This is a genomic window from Bradyrhizobium huanghuaihaiense (genome assembly GCF_025200885.1).
Taxonomy (GTDB): domain Bacteria; phylum Pseudomonadota; class Alphaproteobacteria; order Rhizobiales; family Xanthobacteraceae; genus Bradyrhizobium; species Bradyrhizobium huanghuaihaiense.
Window position 1 is genome coordinate 3,616,931 of sequence record NZ_CP104172.1, and the last position, 15,801, is coordinate 3,632,731.

At 64.4% G+C, this 15,801-nt stretch carries 18 protein-coding genes and 1 pseudogene; 6 read left to right on the forward strand and 13 right to left on the reverse strand.

The window, feature by feature from the left end; all coding sequences use genetic code 11:
* Window positions 1-26: 26 nt before the first annotated feature.
* From N2603_RS17110 to N2603_RS17130, 5 genes and pseudogenes are all read right to left on the reverse strand, one after another.
* Window positions 27-815: an acyl-CoA dehydrogenase family protein gene (locus N2603_RS17110; protein WP_260389699.1), complete on the reverse strand. Its 789-nt coding sequence runs from the start codon at window positions 813-815 to the stop codon at window positions 27-29.
* A gap of 155 nt (window positions 816-970) precedes the next feature.
* Window positions 971-1,219: pseudogene (locus N2603_RS17115) on the reverse strand (acyl-CoA dehydrogenase family protein); the annotation flags it as partial.
* A 103-nt stretch (window positions 1,220-1,322) separates the two neighbouring features.
* Window positions 1,323-2,171, reverse strand: a complete 849-nt coding sequence (locus N2603_RS17120) for a transglutaminase family protein (RefSeq protein WP_260389700.1) — start codon at window positions 2,169-2,171, stop codon at window positions 1,323-1,325.
* A 118-nt stretch (window positions 2,172-2,289) separates the two neighbouring features.
* On the reverse strand, window positions 2,290-3,234 hold the full coding sequence (locus N2603_RS17125) for an alpha-E domain-containing protein (protein ID WP_018647008.1): 945 nt from the start codon (window positions 3,232-3,234) through the stop codon (window positions 2,290-2,292).
* A 4-nt stretch (window positions 3,235-3,238) separates the two neighbouring features.
* Window positions 3,239-4,657, reverse strand: a complete 1,419-nt coding sequence (locus tag N2603_RS17130; protein ID WP_260389701.1) for a circularly permuted type 2 ATP-grasp protein — start codon at window positions 4,655-4,657, stop codon at window positions 3,239-3,241.
* A 221-nt stretch (window positions 4,658-4,878) separates the two neighbouring features.
* Here N2603_RS17130 and N2603_RS17135 point away from each other — a divergent pair, with 221 nt between their 5' ends.
* The 3 genes from N2603_RS17135 (at window position 4,879) to N2603_RS17145 (ending at window position 6,905) form a co-directional block, all read left to right on the forward strand.
* Entirely contained in the window at window positions 4,879-5,616 is a 738-nt protein-coding gene (locus N2603_RS17135; RefSeq protein ID WP_018647010.1) for a competence/damage-inducible protein A, read from the forward strand.
* 36 nt (window positions 5,617-5,652) lie between these two features.
* The gene (gene gpt / locus N2603_RS17140) at window positions 5,653-6,180 is read left to right on the forward strand and encodes a xanthine phosphoribosyltransferase (RefSeq protein WP_018647011.1); all 528 of its coding nucleotides are present in this window, start codon (window positions 5,653-5,655) and stop codon (window positions 6,178-6,180) included.
* Window positions 6,181-6,287: 107 nt separating this feature from the next.
* The gene (locus N2603_RS17145) at window positions 6,288-6,905 is read left to right on the forward strand and encodes a hypothetical protein (protein ID WP_260389702.1); all 618 of its coding nucleotides are present in this window, start codon (window positions 6,288-6,290) and stop codon (window positions 6,903-6,905) included.
* Between the two features lie 184 nt (window positions 6,906-7,089).
* Here the strand turns inward: N2603_RS17145 and N2603_RS17150 are convergent, their stop codons facing one another.
* From N2603_RS17150 to N2603_RS17170, 5 genes are all read right to left on the reverse strand, one after another.
* Entirely contained in the window at window positions 7,090-7,419 is a 330-nt protein-coding gene (locus N2603_RS17150) for a GcrA family cell cycle regulator (RefSeq protein ID WP_260389703.1), read from the reverse strand.
* Between the two features lie 39 nt (window positions 7,420-7,458).
* Window positions 7,459-7,638, reverse strand: a complete 180-nt coding sequence (locus N2603_RS17155; RefSeq protein WP_260389704.1) for a hypothetical protein — start codon at window positions 7,636-7,638, stop codon at window positions 7,459-7,461.
* Window positions 7,639-7,749: 111 nt separating this feature from the next.
* Window positions 7,750-7,965, reverse strand: a complete 216-nt coding sequence (locus N2603_RS17160; protein WP_026312625.1) for a dodecin family protein — start codon at window positions 7,963-7,965, stop codon at window positions 7,750-7,752.
* 245 nt (window positions 7,966-8,210) lie between these two features.
* Window positions 8,211-8,447, reverse strand: coding sequence for a hypothetical protein (locus tag N2603_RS17165; RefSeq protein WP_260389705.1), 237 nt, complete (start codon window positions 8,445-8,447; stop codon window positions 8,211-8,213).
* On the reverse strand, window positions 8,444-9,466 hold the full coding sequence (locus tag N2603_RS17170; protein WP_260389706.1) for a methionine synthase: 1,023 nt from the start codon (window positions 9,464-9,466) through the stop codon (window positions 8,444-8,446). The genes N2603_RS17165 and N2603_RS17170 overlap by 4 nt, the downstream gene beginning before the upstream one ends.
* Window positions 9,467-9,611: 145 nt before the next feature.
* Between N2603_RS17170 and N2603_RS17175 the strand changes: the two genes are divergently transcribed.
* The 3 genes from N2603_RS17175 (at window position 9,612) to N2603_RS17185 (ending at window position 12,037) form a co-directional block, all read left to right on the forward strand.
* Window positions 9,612-10,313 (forward strand): glutathione S-transferase N-terminal domain-containing protein, encoded by a 702-nt coding sequence (locus N2603_RS17175; RefSeq protein WP_260389707.1) that lies wholly within the window; start codon window positions 9,612-9,614, stop codon window positions 10,311-10,313.
* 138 nt (window positions 10,314-10,451) lie between these two features.
* A complete protein-coding gene (locus N2603_RS17180; RefSeq protein ID WP_018647019.1) occupies window positions 10,452-11,060 on the forward strand; it encodes a 2-hydroxychromene-2-carboxylate isomerase in 609 nt (202 codons plus the stop codon).
* Window positions 11,060-12,037 (forward strand): NADPH:quinone oxidoreductase family protein, encoded by a 978-nt coding sequence (locus N2603_RS17185; RefSeq protein WP_260389708.1) that lies wholly within the window; start codon window positions 11,060-11,062, stop codon window positions 12,035-12,037. The genes N2603_RS17180 and N2603_RS17185 overlap by 1 nt, the downstream gene beginning before the upstream one ends.
* Before the next feature lie 120 nt (window positions 12,038-12,157).
* On the opposite strand, the gene N2603_RS17190 is transcribed toward N2603_RS17185, so the two are convergent.
* From N2603_RS17190 to N2603_RS17200, 3 genes are all read right to left on the reverse strand, one after another.
* A complete protein-coding gene (locus N2603_RS17190; protein ID WP_260389709.1) occupies window positions 12,158-13,048 on the reverse strand; it encodes a crotonase/enoyl-CoA hydratase family protein in 891 nt (296 codons plus the stop codon).
* A 156-nt stretch (window positions 13,049-13,204) separates the two neighbouring features.
* Window positions 13,205-14,626, reverse strand: a complete 1,422-nt coding sequence (locus N2603_RS17195; protein WP_260389710.1) for an amidase — start codon at window positions 14,624-14,626, stop codon at window positions 13,205-13,207.
* A gap of 2 nt (window positions 14,627-14,628) precedes the next feature.
* Complete coding sequence (locus N2603_RS17200; RefSeq protein ID WP_260389711.1) at window positions 14,629-15,792, reverse strand: M20 aminoacylase family protein; 1,164 nt, start codon at window positions 15,790-15,792, stop codon at window positions 14,629-14,631.
* Window positions 15,793-15,801: the final 9 nt, after the last annotated feature.

A 15,801-nucleotide genomic window follows, 5' to 3' on the forward strand; every position in this document is an offset into this window, starting at 1 on the left:
CCGCGAGTGTAGCACGGCTCATGCGGTCAGGCGGCAGGCTCGGCCGAACGGCGCAAGGCGAGCTTGCCGACGTCGACATATTGCCTCTGCTGCGCGTGAGCGTGCTGCGCGCCGACGTGAAGGTCACGCAGGCGCCGCTGCAGCGGCGAGCTGTCGTAGACCGCGCTGCTTCCGGCCAGCGCAAAGGAGGCATCCGCGATGCCGACGCAGGTCGTCGCGAGCCAGACCGCGGATCGGGCCCCCTCGATCATGAGGTCTTCGTCGTTCAACGTGCCGGCCTGCGCGCGGCGCCAGTGGCTGGCAACCTGGACCTCGTGAAACGCCTGCGCAGCCCTGAGGTCGGCGCAAATCCGGCCGAGGCAGAACTGGAAGGTCTCGGACTCCCGCAGCGGTACGGCCGCATATAATTGCTGCCGCCCGGCATGGGCCAGCGCGAGCAGGTCATCGACCGCGCCCTCGGCGAGGCCGACCGAGAATGCGCCGTGAAACAATGGCAGCCATTGCCGGAGCGCCTGATAGAGCGGACCCGCCATGCGAGGCGGAGCTTCGAGGTCGAAGAGATGCACCTCCGGAACCAGCCTCTCCCGCAGCACGATGTGATGGCTGCCGGTGCCCTCGAGCCCCGCCGCATACCAGGTGTCCTCGATCTCCCAGTCGTGCGCCGGCAGCACAACGACGCGAATCTGCGGCTTGCCCTGCGGCCCGGGGACCGGTTTGCCATTCTCGGTGACGATGCAGAACCCGCCGATCCATTGGGCATGCGTGCAAGAGCTGGCGAACGGCCAGCGGCCCTTGACGCGGTAGCCGTCCGCCACACGCTCTGCCGTTCCGCCCGGTTGGGATGAGCCGCAGATCGCCACGTCCGGTCCGTCCTGATAGATTCGCTGATACAGGTCGGGATGAGACGCGGCGGCGAACAGGCTGCCGACTGCGCCGACAATCGAGACCCAGCCGACCGAGCCGTCCGGGTCAGTGCCTTGATGACCTCGAGGCCATCGGGAAAATCGAGCTCCAGCCCGCCATGGCTCCGCGGAACGAACATCCGGAAGACTCCGATCGACCTCAGCCGCTCCACCAGGTCGGGCGGGATCCGCCGCGCAGCTTCGATCTCGGCGGCGCGTGCCGTGATGTCGGGTGCCAATTCCCGAATGCCCACAAGCATGGCTTTCTGGGGATCGCGCAGTGCGAAATGATCGCTGAGTCTTTCTTGAAGCCGCATCTGTCTCAACCTCTGTTGCGGGAACGGATCGCAACAAGAATTGGACGGACCGCGCTACGGCGCGGTTTCAGCGCGGCAGTCGTCGGTTACGGCTGTAACGCTGCTAGCTCTGCCGCTGGGACTGCGACTGCGATTGCCCGCCGCGGCCGGCCTGCTCGACCTTGACCGCGACCGTCAGCGTCTCAGCGCCGCCGCCATAGCGGGTGCCGCGCACGGGGGCGGCGCCGAGATAGTCGAGGCCGATCGCGACGCGGACATGGGCATCGGTGGTGCAGATGCAGTTGGCGGGATCGAAGCCGACCCAGCCGAGATCGGGGACATACGCCTCCGCCCAGGCGTGGCCGGCATCCTGGTGCACCGTGCCGTCGGAGCGCAGGAAATGGCCGGAGACGAAGCGCGCCGGCACGCCGCCGGTGCGGGCGCAGGCGATGAAGATGTGTGCGTAGTCCTGGCAGACGCCGCGCTTGAGCGTGAACGCTTCCGCCGCCGAGGTGCCGCTGTTGGTCGGGTCCTCGTCGAAGGTCATGTGGTCGCTGATCTCGCTCATCAGCGCGTGCAGGAAGCCGAGCGTGTCGCGCTCGGCCTCGCTGCGCAGCTGCCTTGCGACCGCCGCCATCGCCGGGTTGACCGTGGTGAGATCGGTGGGACGCAAGAACATGCCGGCCGGAAAGCGCTCGTCGGCGCCACGCAACACGCCGCCGGTGTCGTGGGTCTCGATCAGCCCCTCGGCGGAGATCCTGATGTCGCCGACGGGGCCGCAGGACAGCACATGGGTGACGTTGCCGAAGGCGTCCTCATGCATGTCGAGCTTGGTGTCCGTGGAGACGTCGATCTGCCACTCCGCAACATATTGTCCGTCATGGCTGCACGGCGTCATGCGCAGGATCTGGATCACGCTGGTGGCCGCCGGCTCGTAGCGATAGGTCGTGGTGTGCTGGATTCGCAGGCGCATGGTGTTTTGATTCCGTCATTCCGGGGCGGTCCGCAGGACCGAACCCGGAATCTCGAGATTCCGGGTTCGCGCTGCGCGCGCCCCGGAATGACGAAGGCTGAGGTAGGTCCCTGTTCGACTAGATCAAATACTGCTTCGTGATGATTTCGCCCAGCCTGGAATTGTCCGCGATGAATTCCTGAATGAATTCATGCACGCCATGCTGGAAAATGTCGTTCATATTGCTGTGTTCCAGCCGGTTGCGGATGCCGCGGGCGTGGCGCTGGGCCGGGCCCTGGCGGCCATAGGCGACGCCGATCTGGTCGAGGTTGCGCACGAGGTTGCCGTAGCAGCTCGCCAGTGAGCGCGGCAGCGTGTCGTTGAGGATCAGGAGATCCGCGATCAGCCACGGCTTCAGCGTCTCGCGATAGACCCAGTGATAGGCCGTCAGCGCCGAGACCGAGCGCAGGATCGAGCTCCATTGATAGAAGTCGAGCGGGCCGCCGACATGCTCTTCCTCGGGCAACAGCACATGGTACTTCACGTCGAGGATGCGCGCGGTGTTGTCGGCGCGCTCGAGGTGCACGCCCATGCGCGAGAACCAGTAGGCGTCGTTGCGCAGCATGGTCCGGTAGGCCGAGCCGTCGAAGCGCAGCGAGGTCTCCTGCACGAAGCGCAGGAATTTGGCGAGGTCCTCGCGCGTCGAGGTGCCCTTGCTCCAGACCGCCTGGAGCTCGATCCAGGCCGAGTTGATGGTGTCCCACATCTCGCTGGTCAGCGCAGTGCGCACCGAGCGCGAGTTCAGCCGCGCCGCCTCGATGCAGTTCCTGATCGAGGAGGGATTGTTCGCCGAGAACGAGAGGTACTCGACGACGTTGTGCTCGTTGGCTTCCTCATAGGCCTGATAGAAGCTGGCGGCGACGCCGGCGGTAAGCAGCGCCGAGTCCCATTCATTGGTCTTGCCGATATAGGCGGCGGGAAGCGCGGTGACGCGCAGCGTCGCATCGATTGTGCGCGCGAGATATTCGGCCCGTTCGACGTAGCGGGCGAGCCAGTACAGGTTTTCGGCGGTACGCGACAGCATCTGACTACTCGTCCAAAATCCAGGTGTCTTTGGTGCCGCCGCCCTGGCTCGAATTGACCACCAGGGAGCCTTCCTTCAGTGCGACGCGGGTGAGCCCGCCCGGCACGATCGTCGTGCTCTTGCTGCCGGTGAGCACGAAGGGGCGAAGGTCGACATGGCGCGGTGCAAGGCCGCTCGCCGTGCAGGTCGGGCAGGTCGACAGCGCCAGCGTCGGCTGGGCGATGAAGCCTTCCGGCTCGCGCTTGAGCTTCTCGCGGAAGGCTTCGATCGTCGCCTTGGTCGCGGCAGGTCCGATCAGCATGCCGTAGCCGCCGGAGCCGTGCACCTCCTTGACGACGAGCTCGCCGAGGTTATCCAGCACATAGGCGAGATCCTTCGGCTCGCGGCAGCGCCAGGTCGGCACGTTCTTCAGGATCGGCTCCTCACCGAGATAGAACTTCACTATGTCAGGCATGTAGGAGTAGATCGCCTTGTCATCGGCGATGCCGGTGCCGACGGCGTTGGCGAGCGTGATGTTGCCGGCCGCATAGGCCGACATCAGCCCGGGCACGCCGAGCACGGAATCGGGGCGGAAGGTGAGGGGATCGAGGAAGTCGTCGTCGACGCGGCGGTAGATCACGTCGACCCGCTTCACGCCCTCGGTCGTCCGCATGAACACTTCGTTGTTCTTGACGATGAGGTCACGGCCCTCGACCAGCTCGATGCCGAGCTTGTCGGCCAGGAACGAGTGCTCGTAATAGGCGGAGTTGTAGACGCCCGGCGTTAGCAGGGCGACCGTCGGCTCGCCCGATGCGCTTTGCGGCGCGACCGAGCGCAGCGCCGCGAGCAGTTCGTCCGGATAGCGCTCGACCGGCGCCACCTTGTGGCGCGCAAACAGGTCCGGAAACAGCCGCATCATGATCTCGCGGTTTTCCAGCATGTAGGATACGCCCGAGGGCGTGCGCGCATTGTCCTCCAGCACGATGAAGTCTTCGGCATCGACCCGGACGATGTCGATGCCGGCGATGTGCACGTAGACGTCGTGCGGCACCTGCTGGCCGTTCATCTCGGGACGGAAGACCGGGTTCTGGAAGATCAGATCGTCGGGCACGATTTCGGCGCGGAGGATGTCGCGGCCGTGATAGATGTCGCGGAGGAACATGTTGAGCGCGCGCACGCGCTGCTTCAGGCCCTTCTCCAGCAGTGCCCATTCCTTGCCGGACATGATCCTGGGGATCACGTCGAACGGGATCAGGCGCTCGGTGGATTCGGAATCGCCATAGACTGCAAAGGTGATGCCGATCCGCCGAAACAGGAGCTCGGCTTCCTGGCGGCGATATTCGAGCGCCTCGGGAGGCGTCTCCTTGAGCCAGCGTGCCAGCTCCTGATAGGCAGGGCGAAGGTCCCCGCCGGGAATATTCATTTCATCAAACGCGACTGCCATAGATCCCGACTTGTTTCCCTGGCCATGCGGCAAGAGTGCATGACTTTCATGTGGTAGCAAGGGCCGGGCCAGCGCGATAAGCATGGACTGGCAGGATTTACCGGGGATGGCCAAGGGCTTGCCTGAAAAAATGGCTGAGGACTGCTTATTTCGGCAGCAAAACCGCGTGACTTCAACGCGTTACCTCGGCAAAGTCGGCGCATAGGTGAGGGACTTAAGGCATGAGCGAAATCGTCACGGCGGGCATTCTGGTCATTGGGGACGAAATCCTGTCCGGCCGGACCAAGGACAAGAATATCGGCTTCATCGCCGAGTACCTGACCAATATCGGCATTGACCTCAAGGAAGTCCGGGTCGTCTCGGACGACGAGCCTGACATCATCGCCGCGTTGGATGCACTGCGGCATCGCTACACTTATGTCTTCACCACCGGCGGCATCGGGCCGACCCATGACGACATCACCGCCGACAGCGTCGCCAAGGCCTTTGGCGTCGGCATCGACCATCATCCGGAGGTGGTCGCCCGCTTCCGCGAGCGCTGGAGCGAGCAGGATCTCAACGAGGCCCGCCTGCGCATGGCCCGCATCCCCGACGGCGCCGAGCTGATCCAGAGCGCCACCATCCTCGCCCCGGGCTTCAAGATCGGCAATGTGATCGTGATGGCCGGCGTGCCCTCGATCATGCAGGCGATGATGGACATCGTCTCGCCCAAGCTCAAATCGGGCGTGCGCATGCTGTCCGAATCGGTCCGCGCCAATGCGCGGGAGGGTGACATCGGCAGCCCGCTGCGGGCCATTGCCGCCGCCCATCCCGACACCATCATCGGCAGCTATCCCTTCATGGACGAAGAGCAGAAGCCAAACACCAATCTGGTCGTGCGCTCGCGCGATCCGGAGAAGCTGACGGCCGCGATGGCGGCGGTGAAGGAAATGCTGGCGGGATTGAACATCACTCGCTAGCAGAGAGTTTGCCGGCAGACGAAGCAGGAGACGACAATGGCTGGTGAAGCACCGGAACTGAGCGCGCAGGAGCGGGCAGGCAAAGCCTTTCCGGTCTCGTGGGACCAGTTCCACCGGGATTGCCGGGCGCTGACCTGGCGGCTCAACGAGGTCGGCCCATTCCACGCGGTGATCGCGATCACCCGCGGCGGCCTGGTGCCGGCCGCGATCGTCGCGCGCGAGCTCGGCGTTCGCGTCATCGATACGGTCTGCATTGCCAGCTACGACCACAACAAGCAGGGTGAGCTTCAGGTGCTCAAGGGCATCTCGGAAGCCGCGATGAAGCTCGGCGGCGGCACCGGCAAGGGCCTCCTGATCGTCGACGACCTCGTCGACACCGGCAAGACCGGCAGGCTGGTCCGCGAGATGCTGCCCGACGCGCATTTCGCCACGGTCTATGCCAAGCCGATGGGACGCCCGCTGGTCGACACCTTCATCACCGAGGTTTCGCAGGACACCTGGATCTTCTTCCCCTGGGACACCGCGCTGTCGTTCCAGCCGCCGCTGCGCGACGGGGCGGCGTGAGCGCCGCCGTCATTGCGAGGAGCGAAGCGACGAAGCAATCCAGACTGCTTCCGCGGATACATTTCTGGATTGCTTCGCTGCGCTCGCAATGACGGGTGGAGGCAGCTTTGCCCCTGCAAAACCGTGTCACACCCACCGGCGAGATCATCGCGACGCCGTATCGCGGCCTGTTCACCGGCAACCGCGGCATCATCCACGATCCCGCGACGAAGACGCTCCTGAAGAAGCGCTGGTCGTCGCCGGCCTGGCTCACCTGCACTTGCGAATTCCGCGGCCGTCGCCGCGAAGTGATGGCGCAGCGGAGCTGGACCGAGCTGTTCTTCCTGGATGAGGCCACCGCGCTCGCCGCCGGTCACCGCCCGTGCTTCTACTGCCGCCGCGACGATGCCAATCGCTTCCGTGGCGCATGGGAGAAGGGCAACCGCGTGCATGACGTCCGCATGCACGACATCGATACCGTGCTGCACCACGAACGGCTCGATCACGGCAAGAAGCGGCTGCACGTGTTGCTGGTGCCGCTCGACCAGCTTCCCGACGGCGCGATGGTGCAGCAGGGCGAGGAGAGCTTTCTGGTGATGCAGGGCGGAGTGCTCTTATGGTCGCCGGCGGGTTATACCGCAGTCGAGCGTCAGCTTGGCGAAGTAACGCTGCTGACGCCACCATCGACACTCCGCACACTGCATGCGGGTTATCGACCGGTCATGCATCCGACCGCGTTGCCCTAGGGCATGTACTCATAAGGGCACCGATGTCAGCTTCTGGCGGCCAAGCGGAGTTCTTACGATCAGTCAGAACATTACCGCTAATGACCTAAAGCGGATCAAGGCTTGGGGAATGCTCACGACAGCCGAACCCGTTCGAGCTGAACTAGGCACGGACGCGGAGCGTAACGGCCTTCGTGGTGAGCCCTTAGCCAGTGTTCCTGACGGCCTCAGCCAGAATGGCGTAAAGCTGCTGCTTGCTGAATTCCCTAGGCTGCTGCCTCTCTGCTGTGCTCCGCGACACTTTCTTTGCCACCGGACGCGTGGAGGCGGCCGACGACGTCGTCCTTAGCTTCGGGTTCGGCCTTATCTTGGGTCTTGCTGTTGGCGGCTTGTGGCCACGCTTCAGGCCCAAACGGGTTAGCATGCCGCAGACCGCGTTACGGCTACACCCGAGACGGCGCGCAATCTGTGCCGCGCTCTGTCCTGCGGTCCAGAGCCTTTTGAGCAGTGCTATGTCTTTCGCACCCCAGTCCATGGGAGATATTATAGCGCTGACTGCCAGACACCGGCTAGTCTAGTCTTCGTCCGGCTCGCGTACGACTGCCGGTTCGTCGGCTTCATCCTCCTCTTCGTCGTCCTCTTCGTTCTCCTCGTCTTCATCAGGATCTCGGGGCGGCATCACGGCGCCCATGGGCACGAGCGGTCTCCAGTCGGTCGCTGTGGTGAAAAATGATTCGAAGGCGTGTTGCTTCATGTTGTTTTTACTCCTCGAAAAGCATGCGCGGTCGGCTGGTCGGCGGGCCGCGCGACGCGCCTTTCGCCAGTGAGCCAATCTCGCCCCGCAAGCGGGGCGAGATGCTGAGGCTCAGGAACCGTCGAACTTGAACGATACGTTGAGCTTGGCGCGATAGGCCTCTACTTTTCCCTTGGCATCCAGTTGCATATCGAGTTTGACGACCTCTGCAACGCGAAGATCTCGTAGAGATTTTGCAGCTTGCTCGACCGCATTAGCGGCCGCCTTCTCCCATGAGTCGTTGCTGGTACCGACCAGTTCAATGACCTTGTAGACGCTATCAGGCATGTCGTCCTCCTGTTCGGTATGAAGCAGGAAGCAGGTGCTCCCTGCTGTTGTGAAATCTAGCATCAGGATATCGGCGCTGATACGACACGATACGGTCTCGGACGTCGCTCTGGGCCGATAAGGGACAAATTGCATTTGGTGGGGGTGGCGGCTTTTGGCCCAACCTAGACCTCTGGTGCGGTCGGCTGATGCGCCGCTATCAGGCTCAGAGCGGACCTCGCACCTCGGGTTTATGAGTACGCGCCCTAGCGCAGCGGCCGCCCCTGTTCATCCACTGTCGTCCGGGCGTCGCGCAGCGCCCATTCGCGGATGACCTGACGGCAGCGGGTCAGCTCGGCTTCGCTCGCGGCATTCGCATCCTTGGACGCGCGCTCCAGCATGGCTTTGCAATTCAACAGCACCGAGCGATCCTCCGCGTGCGCCGGCAGCGCGACCGCTGCGAGCCCCGCGACGACGAGGACCAGACGGATCGCCCCCGTCATCCCAGCTTCTCGCGAGCCAGCGCGGCGCCGGCGCCGAGCGCCATCAGCTTGGCTTCCGCGATCTCGCGCCGCATCGGCGCCATGCCGCAATTGGTGGTGGCGATGATGTTGCTCTTGGGCACGAATTTCGACACCGCGTCGATCACCTTCACGACGTCCTCGGCGGTCTCGACCGTGTCGCTGGCGACGTCGATCACTCCGGCCTGCACGATCTTTGTCTTGAGCAGAGCGAGCAGGTCGAGCGGCACCTTGGAATTGCGGCACTCGATCGCGACCTGCTGGATCGGGCTCGCATCGATCGCGGGGAAGATCTGCTCGTATTGCCGCCATTGGCTCCCAAGCGTCTCCTTCCAGTCCGTATTGGCCTTGATGCCGTAGCCGTAGCAGATGTGCACGGCGGTGGCGCAGGTGAGGCCTTGCGCGGCGCGCTCCAGTGCCTTGATGCCCCAGTCGTTGACCTCGTCCATGTAGACGTTGAAGGCGGGCTCATCGAACTGCACGAGATCGACGCCGTCGGCCTGCAACGCCTTGGCTTCCTCGTTGAGCAGCTCGGCGAAGGCGAACGCCATCTTGACGCGGTCGCCATAGTAGCGGTCGGCGATGGTGTCGATGATGGTCATCGGGCCGGGCAGGGTGAATTTCAGCTTCTTCTTCGTGTGCGTGCGCGCGACGCGCGCCTCGAAGGCATGGACGCGGTCCTTCAGCCGGAGCGGCGCGACCACTTGCGGTACCATTGCCTTGTAGCGGTCCTTGCGGATTCCCATCTCGACCTTGTGGGCGAAATCGATGCCCTCGATCTTCTCCAGGAAGCCGTGCACGAAATGCTGCCGGGACTGCTCGCCTTCGGTGACGATATCGATGCCGGCGTCCTCCTGGATCTTCAGCCAGATCAGCGTCGCGTCACGCTTGGCGCGGGCAAGTTCGTCGCCTTCGGACTTCCAGGGCGCCCAGAGCATGTTGGGCTCGGCGAGCCATTCCGGCTTCGGCAGGGAGCCGGCGATCGTGGTTGGAAACAGCATGGCGGCCCTCCCGGCAGGTTGAGTTGCGCCCCTTCCTGCCATGTCCTAACGTCGAGGTACAGAACAACGAAAGTCGCTCTCTATTCCAGCGGCGGCGACAGGGAAGGCCCAAGAAAGGGCCAGAGGAAAGGCCAATGGAAAGGTCATGATCGACCTCTATTACGCGCCGACGCCGAACGGCTGGAAAATCTCGATCATGCTGGAGGAACTCGGGCTCCCTTATAAGGTGATCCCGGTGAATATCCGCGCTGGCGAGCAGTTCAATCCTGAGTTTCTGGCCATCTCCCCGAACAACCGCATTCCCGCGATCATCGATCACGAACCCGCCGACGGCGGCGCGCCGTTCTCGGCGTTCGAGACTGGCGCGATCCTGATTTATCTGGCGGAGAAGACCGGCCGTTTGCTGCCGGCTGATTTGCGCGGGCGCTCCACCACCATTCAATGGGTGATGTGGCAGATGGCGGGGTTGGGGCCGATGCTCGGCCAGCACGGCCATTTCGCGCTCTATGCGGCCGAGAAGATCCCTTATGCGATCGAGCGCTATCGCGACGAGGCGGCGCGGCTCTATGGCGTGCTCGACCGGCAATTGGCCAAAACCGGCGCCTATGTCGCCGGGGACTATTCCATCGCCGACATCGCCTGTTTCCCCTGGACCATGACCCACAAGGCGCAGGGCTTTACGCTCGATGACTATCCGAGCGTCAAACGCTGGTACGCCGAGGTGCGCGCGCGGCCGCAGGTGCAGGCCGGGCTTGCGATCGGCAAATTCGTGAAAGAGCCGTTCGACGAGGAATCACGCAAGATCATGTTCGGCCAGAGGGCTAAGGAAGTGTTGGGAAAGAGGTAGGCACTGCTGCCTCCTCGTCATTGCGAGCGAAGCGAAGCAATCCAGACTGGTTCCGCGGAAAGAGTCTGGATTGCTTCGTCGCTCCGCTCCTCGCAATGACGGGGAGAGATCGAGACAAACAAGCCACAAGGAAACGTCATGATCGAATTCTTCTTCGACTGCTCCAGCCCCTGGACCTATCTCGCCTTCCACAACATCCAGCCGCTGGCGAAAGAGCTTGGCGCCGAGATCGTCTGGCGGCCGATCCTGGTCGGCGGCATCTTCAACACCGTCAACCCCAGCGTCTACGCCCAGCGCGAGAAGCCGGTGCCGCTGAAGGCGCGCTACATGAAAAAGGATCTTGCCGATTGGGCGCGCTCGGCGGGCCTGTCGATCAAGATGCCGCCGACGGTGTTCCCGGTGAACAGCGTCAAGGCCATGCGCGGCTGCATCTGGCTCGGCAAAGACATGGTGCCGTTCGCGACCGCCTTGTTCGAGACCTATTGGGGCGAGGACAAGGACATCTCGCAGGACGCGGTGCTCGCCGGGATCTGCAAAAAGGTCGGTATCGACGAGCAGAAATTCTTCGCCGGCATTTCCGAGCAGGGCATCAAGGACCAGCTCAAGGCCAACACCGAAGAGGTCGTCGCGCGCGGCGGCTTCGGCTCGCCGACGATCTTTGTGGGCAAGACCGACATGTATTTCGGCAATGACCGCCTGCCGCTGATCCGCGAGGCCCTTGAGCGCAGCAAGGCGAGCGCGGCCTGATGGTGCGCGCTGTCGTCTGCCGCGCGCTCGGCGCGCCCGAAACGCTGCGGCTGGAGCAGTCTCCGTCGCGCGCCCTGGGGCCCGGCGAGGTGCGCGTCGCGATCCGCGCCGCTGGCTTGAATTTTCCTGATGTGCTGATGGCCGCCGGCGAATATCAGCTCAAGCCCGAGCTGCCGTTCACGCCGGGCATGGAGGCTGCCGGAGATGTCACCGAAGTTGGCGCGGAGGCGAGGGGCGTCGCAATCGGCGACAAGGTCATCGTCAAGATGCGCCATGGCGCCTTTACCGACGAAGCCGTTGTGACGCCGGCGCAGCTCACGCCTAAGCCGTCGACGTTCGACTACGCGGAGGCTGCGACCTATCTCGCCGGCCACGGCACGGCCTATCACGCGCTGATCGATCGCGGCCGGGTCGAGCCGGGTGAGGTGCTGCTGGTGCACGGCGCCGGCGGGGGTGTCGGCCTTGCCGCCGTCGAGATCGGCAAGATGCTGGGTGCAACCGTGATCGCGACCGCCTCCAGCGATGAAAAGCTCGCGATCGCGAAATCGCGCGGCGCCGATCATCTCGTGCGCTACGACCGCGAGCCGTTTCGTGACGCCGTCAAGCGCATCACCGATGGTCGCGGCGCTGATGTCGTGTTCGATCCCGTCGGTGGCCAGGTCTTTGAAGACTCGATGCGCTGCATCGCCTGGGGCGCGCGGCTGCTGGTGATCGGTTTTACGGGCGGCATCGGCTCGGCCAAGACCAATCTCTTGCTGATCAAGGGCGCCAGCGTGCTCGGCGTGCGCGCCGGCGAAGCGGTACGGAAGAACCCCGCGCTCGGCGAGGTCCGCCTGAAGGCGCTCTTGCAATGGGCGGAGGAGGGCAAGCTGCGCCCCAACGTCTCGCACCGCCTGCCGCTGGAAGAGTACGCCAAAGCGATGCGGCTCTTGATCGACCGCAAGGCGATCGGGCGCGTGGCGCTGGTGATGGAGTGACGGTGCTGTAGTGACGGTGCCGTAGGGTGGGCAAAGGCGCTCTTGCGCCGTGCCCACCATCCATCGGGAAGCAAAGCAAGAATGGTGGGCACGCTTCGCTTTGCCCACCCTACGAGAGCCTTACTTATACTCCCGCTCCGTCCACCACGGGAAATAGTCCGGCATGTCCGTCGAGACCTTGTTCTTGAACTGCGCCGGCCGCTTCTCCAGGAACGAGACCACGCCTTCCTTCACATCCTCCGAACGGCCGCGGGTGTAGATGCCGCGGCTGTCGACCTTGTGGGCTTCCATGGGATCATCGGCGCCCATCATGCGCCACATCATCTGGCGGATCAGCGCAACCGATACCGGCGCGGTCTTGGCGGCGAACTCCTTGGCGAGCGCGCGGGCGGTCGGGAGCAGATCGTCGGGAGGCACGACCTTGCTGACGAGACGCCCCGCCAGCGCTTCCTGCGCCGGGAAGACGCGACCCGAATAGCACCATTCCAGCGCCTGCGAGATGCCGACGATGCGCGGCAGGAACCAGCTCGAGGCGGCCTCCGGCACGATGCCGCGCTGGGAGAACACGAAGCCGAAGCGCGCGGCCTCCGAGGCGATGCGGATGTCCATCGCGAGCTGCATGGTGACGCCGATGCCGACGGCGGGCCCGTTCACCGCGGCGATGACGGGCTTGAGGCATTTGAAGATGCGCAAGGTCACTTGGCCGCCGCCGTCGCGCACCTGCGGGTCGCTGTAGTCGACCTTGCCGTCGGCAAAACGCTTGACGGGTCCGCGTCGCGCGTCGCGATCGAAGGTGTCGGCGCCCGACGACAGATCCGCGCCGGCGCAAAAGCCGCGGCCGGCGCCGGTGACGATGATGGCGCGGACATTGTCGTCCTTGTCGGCGGCGTCGAACGCGTCGATCAGCTCTGTCTGCATCTGTGCGTTGAAGGCGTTGAGCTTGTCGGGCCGGTTCAGCGTGATGGTGAGGATCTGCTCGGCGACCTCGTACTTGATCGTCTCATACGCCATGGTGGTTTCCTTCCGTTATTTGTTGTTCTCTCTGTAGCACGTCATTCCGGGGCGCGCGAAGCGCGAGCCCGGAATCCATTGTCCACACCACTTGTGCGGATGAATGGATTCCGGGCTTGCGCCAAGAGGGCGCAACCCGGAATGACTGAACTACAGCTACTTTGCCGGCGGCTTGGGCCAGGGCCGCTGCGCGCCGCGCAGGCCTTCAAAAGTCTTGGCCATGCCGAGCACGCCGATGTCGTCGAAGCGGCGGCCGACGATCTGCACGCCGATGGGAAAACCGTTGGCGTCGAAACCGCCGTTGAGGGAGACCGCAGGGTTTTCCGACATATTCCACGGCACGGTATAGCAGATGTGCTCGAACGGCCTCATGGGATCATTGGTGGGTGAAGCCCAGTCCGCCGGATAGTTCACGTTCGGCGCGGTCGGCGAGATCACGTAGTCGAGCTCGCAGAATAACTTTGATGCCGCCGCGCGGATCGCCATGGTCTGGTTGAAGCCGCGGATGACATCCACACCCGAGAGCTTTGCGCCGGATGCGCCCCATTTGAAGATGTAGGGCAGCACGTTTGCCTGTTCAGCCGGCGTCAGTTTTGACAGATCGTCCCACATCCGCGCACGCCAGAAATTGTCGAGGCCGTCGAGCATCTCGCGCGTCAAAATGCCGTCGACTTCGGTGACGACGCTACCTGCGGATTCGAACGCCTTTGCGGCCTTCACGGCAATTTCACGGACCGGCCTTTCTGCCGGCAGGCCGACGCCGGCATCGAGCATCAGCCCGATGCGCAGCTTGCGCGGGGACTTCTCCAGTCCCTTCCAGTTGAGCGGCTCGGCGGGCAGGCTCATGCCGTCGCGCCGGTCGGGTTTTGCGATCGCGCTCATCATCAGCGCGCAATCATCGACGGTGCGGGTCATGGGACCGGCGACACGGCCGACATAGGTGGGATCGATCGGCACGCGGCCAAAGCTCGGCTTCAGGCCGACGAGGCCGCACCAGCCTGCGGGCAGCCGGACCGAGCCGCCGATATCGGTGCCGAGATGGAGGGGACCATAGCCGGCCGCGGCAGCGGCGCCTGCGCCGGCGCTGGAGCCGCCCGGGTTCTTGCTGAGGTCCCAGGGATTGCGCGCGAGCGCGTGGAAGCTTGAGAGCCCGGAGGACAGCATGCCGTAATCGGGCATGGTGGTCTTGGCGAAGATGATCGCACCGGCCTCGCGCAGACGCGCGGCGGGCGGGGCGTCCTTCTCGGCCGGCACCAGCTTGACGCTGGCCGCGCCCAGCGGCACCGGCACGCCCCTGGTCGCGATGTTGTCCTTCACCGTGACAGGCACGCCGTCGAGTGCACCTGCCGGCTCGCCGCCGGTCCAGCGCGCGGTCGAGGCCTTTGCGGTCTCGCGCGCGCTGTCGGGATCGAAGGCATAGAGCGCCTTCAGATGCGGTTCCCACGCAGCGACATGCGCGAGCAAATCCTCCAGCACCTCGCTCGGCGAGAACTGCTTGGCCCGATAGCCCGCGATCAGGTCGACCGCGGACAGATCGTGCAGCGAGGTGACCGCTTCATCAGGGCTCTTCTTGTGCATTGCTAGCCCACCGGCATACGGGTCTCGATGATGCGGGCGAACATGCTGGCGCCGATCGGCAGGATCTTGTCGTCGAGCACGAAGCCGGGATTGTGCACGGGCACCGAGCCGTCATGGCCGACCCAGAAATAGGCACCGGGAATGGTCTGGAGCATGTCGGCGAAATCCTCGCTGCCCATCTTCGGCTGGGCGCGGGTGATCACGTTGGCGGGATCGACGATGGTGCGCGCGACCTCCTCGACCACCTTGGACTGCTCGACCTGGTTGACCAGGACACCGAACGTGTCGCGGATGTCGGCTTCGATCGTGCACTGATAGGCGGCCGCGATGCCGGCGCAGATGGTGCGGATGCGTTCGGCGATCAGGGCGCGGACTTCATTCGAGAAGGTGCGGATGGTGCCGCACAGATGCGCTTCGCCGGGGATGACGTTATAGGCGGAACCCGCATGGATCTGCGTGATCGAGATGACGGCGGCCTGCAGCGGCTCGACGTTGCGGCTGACGATGGTCTGGATCGCCTGCGCCAGCGTCGTGGCGATGATCACCGCGTCCTTGGAGCGTTCGGGCATCGCGCCATGCGCGCCGTAGCCGGTGATGCGAAGGTCGAAGAAGTCGGCGCTGGCCATCGCCGGGCCGGGCAGGATCGCGATCTCGCCATGGTTGAGGTCGGGCGCGTTGTGCAGGCCGTAGAGCTCGTCGCAGGGGAACTTCTCGAACAGCCCGTCCTTGATCATGGCGCGAGCACCGCCGAGACCTTCCTCGGCCGGCTGGAAGATCAGATGCACGGTGCCGTCGAAATTCCGGGTCTCGGCGAGATAGCGCGCGGTGCCGAGCAGCATCGTGGTGTGGCCGTCATGGCCGCAGCCGTGGAAGCGGCCGGGGATCTTCGAGCTCCATTTCAGATTGGTGTTCTCTTCCATCGGCAGCGCATCCATGTCGGCGCGGAGGCCAATGCGCTTGCCGCCCGAGCCCTTGCCCTTGATGACGCCGATCACGCCGGTGCCGCCGAGGCCGCGATGCACCTCGATGCCCCAGCTCTTCAGCTTGTCGGCAACGATGCCGGAGGTGCGCACTTCCTCGAAGCCGATCTCGGGGTGGGCGTGGAGGTCGCGCCTGATGGCAGTGAGTTCGTCGGCATAGCCGTCGATGCGGTCGATGGTGGGCATGTGTCCTGT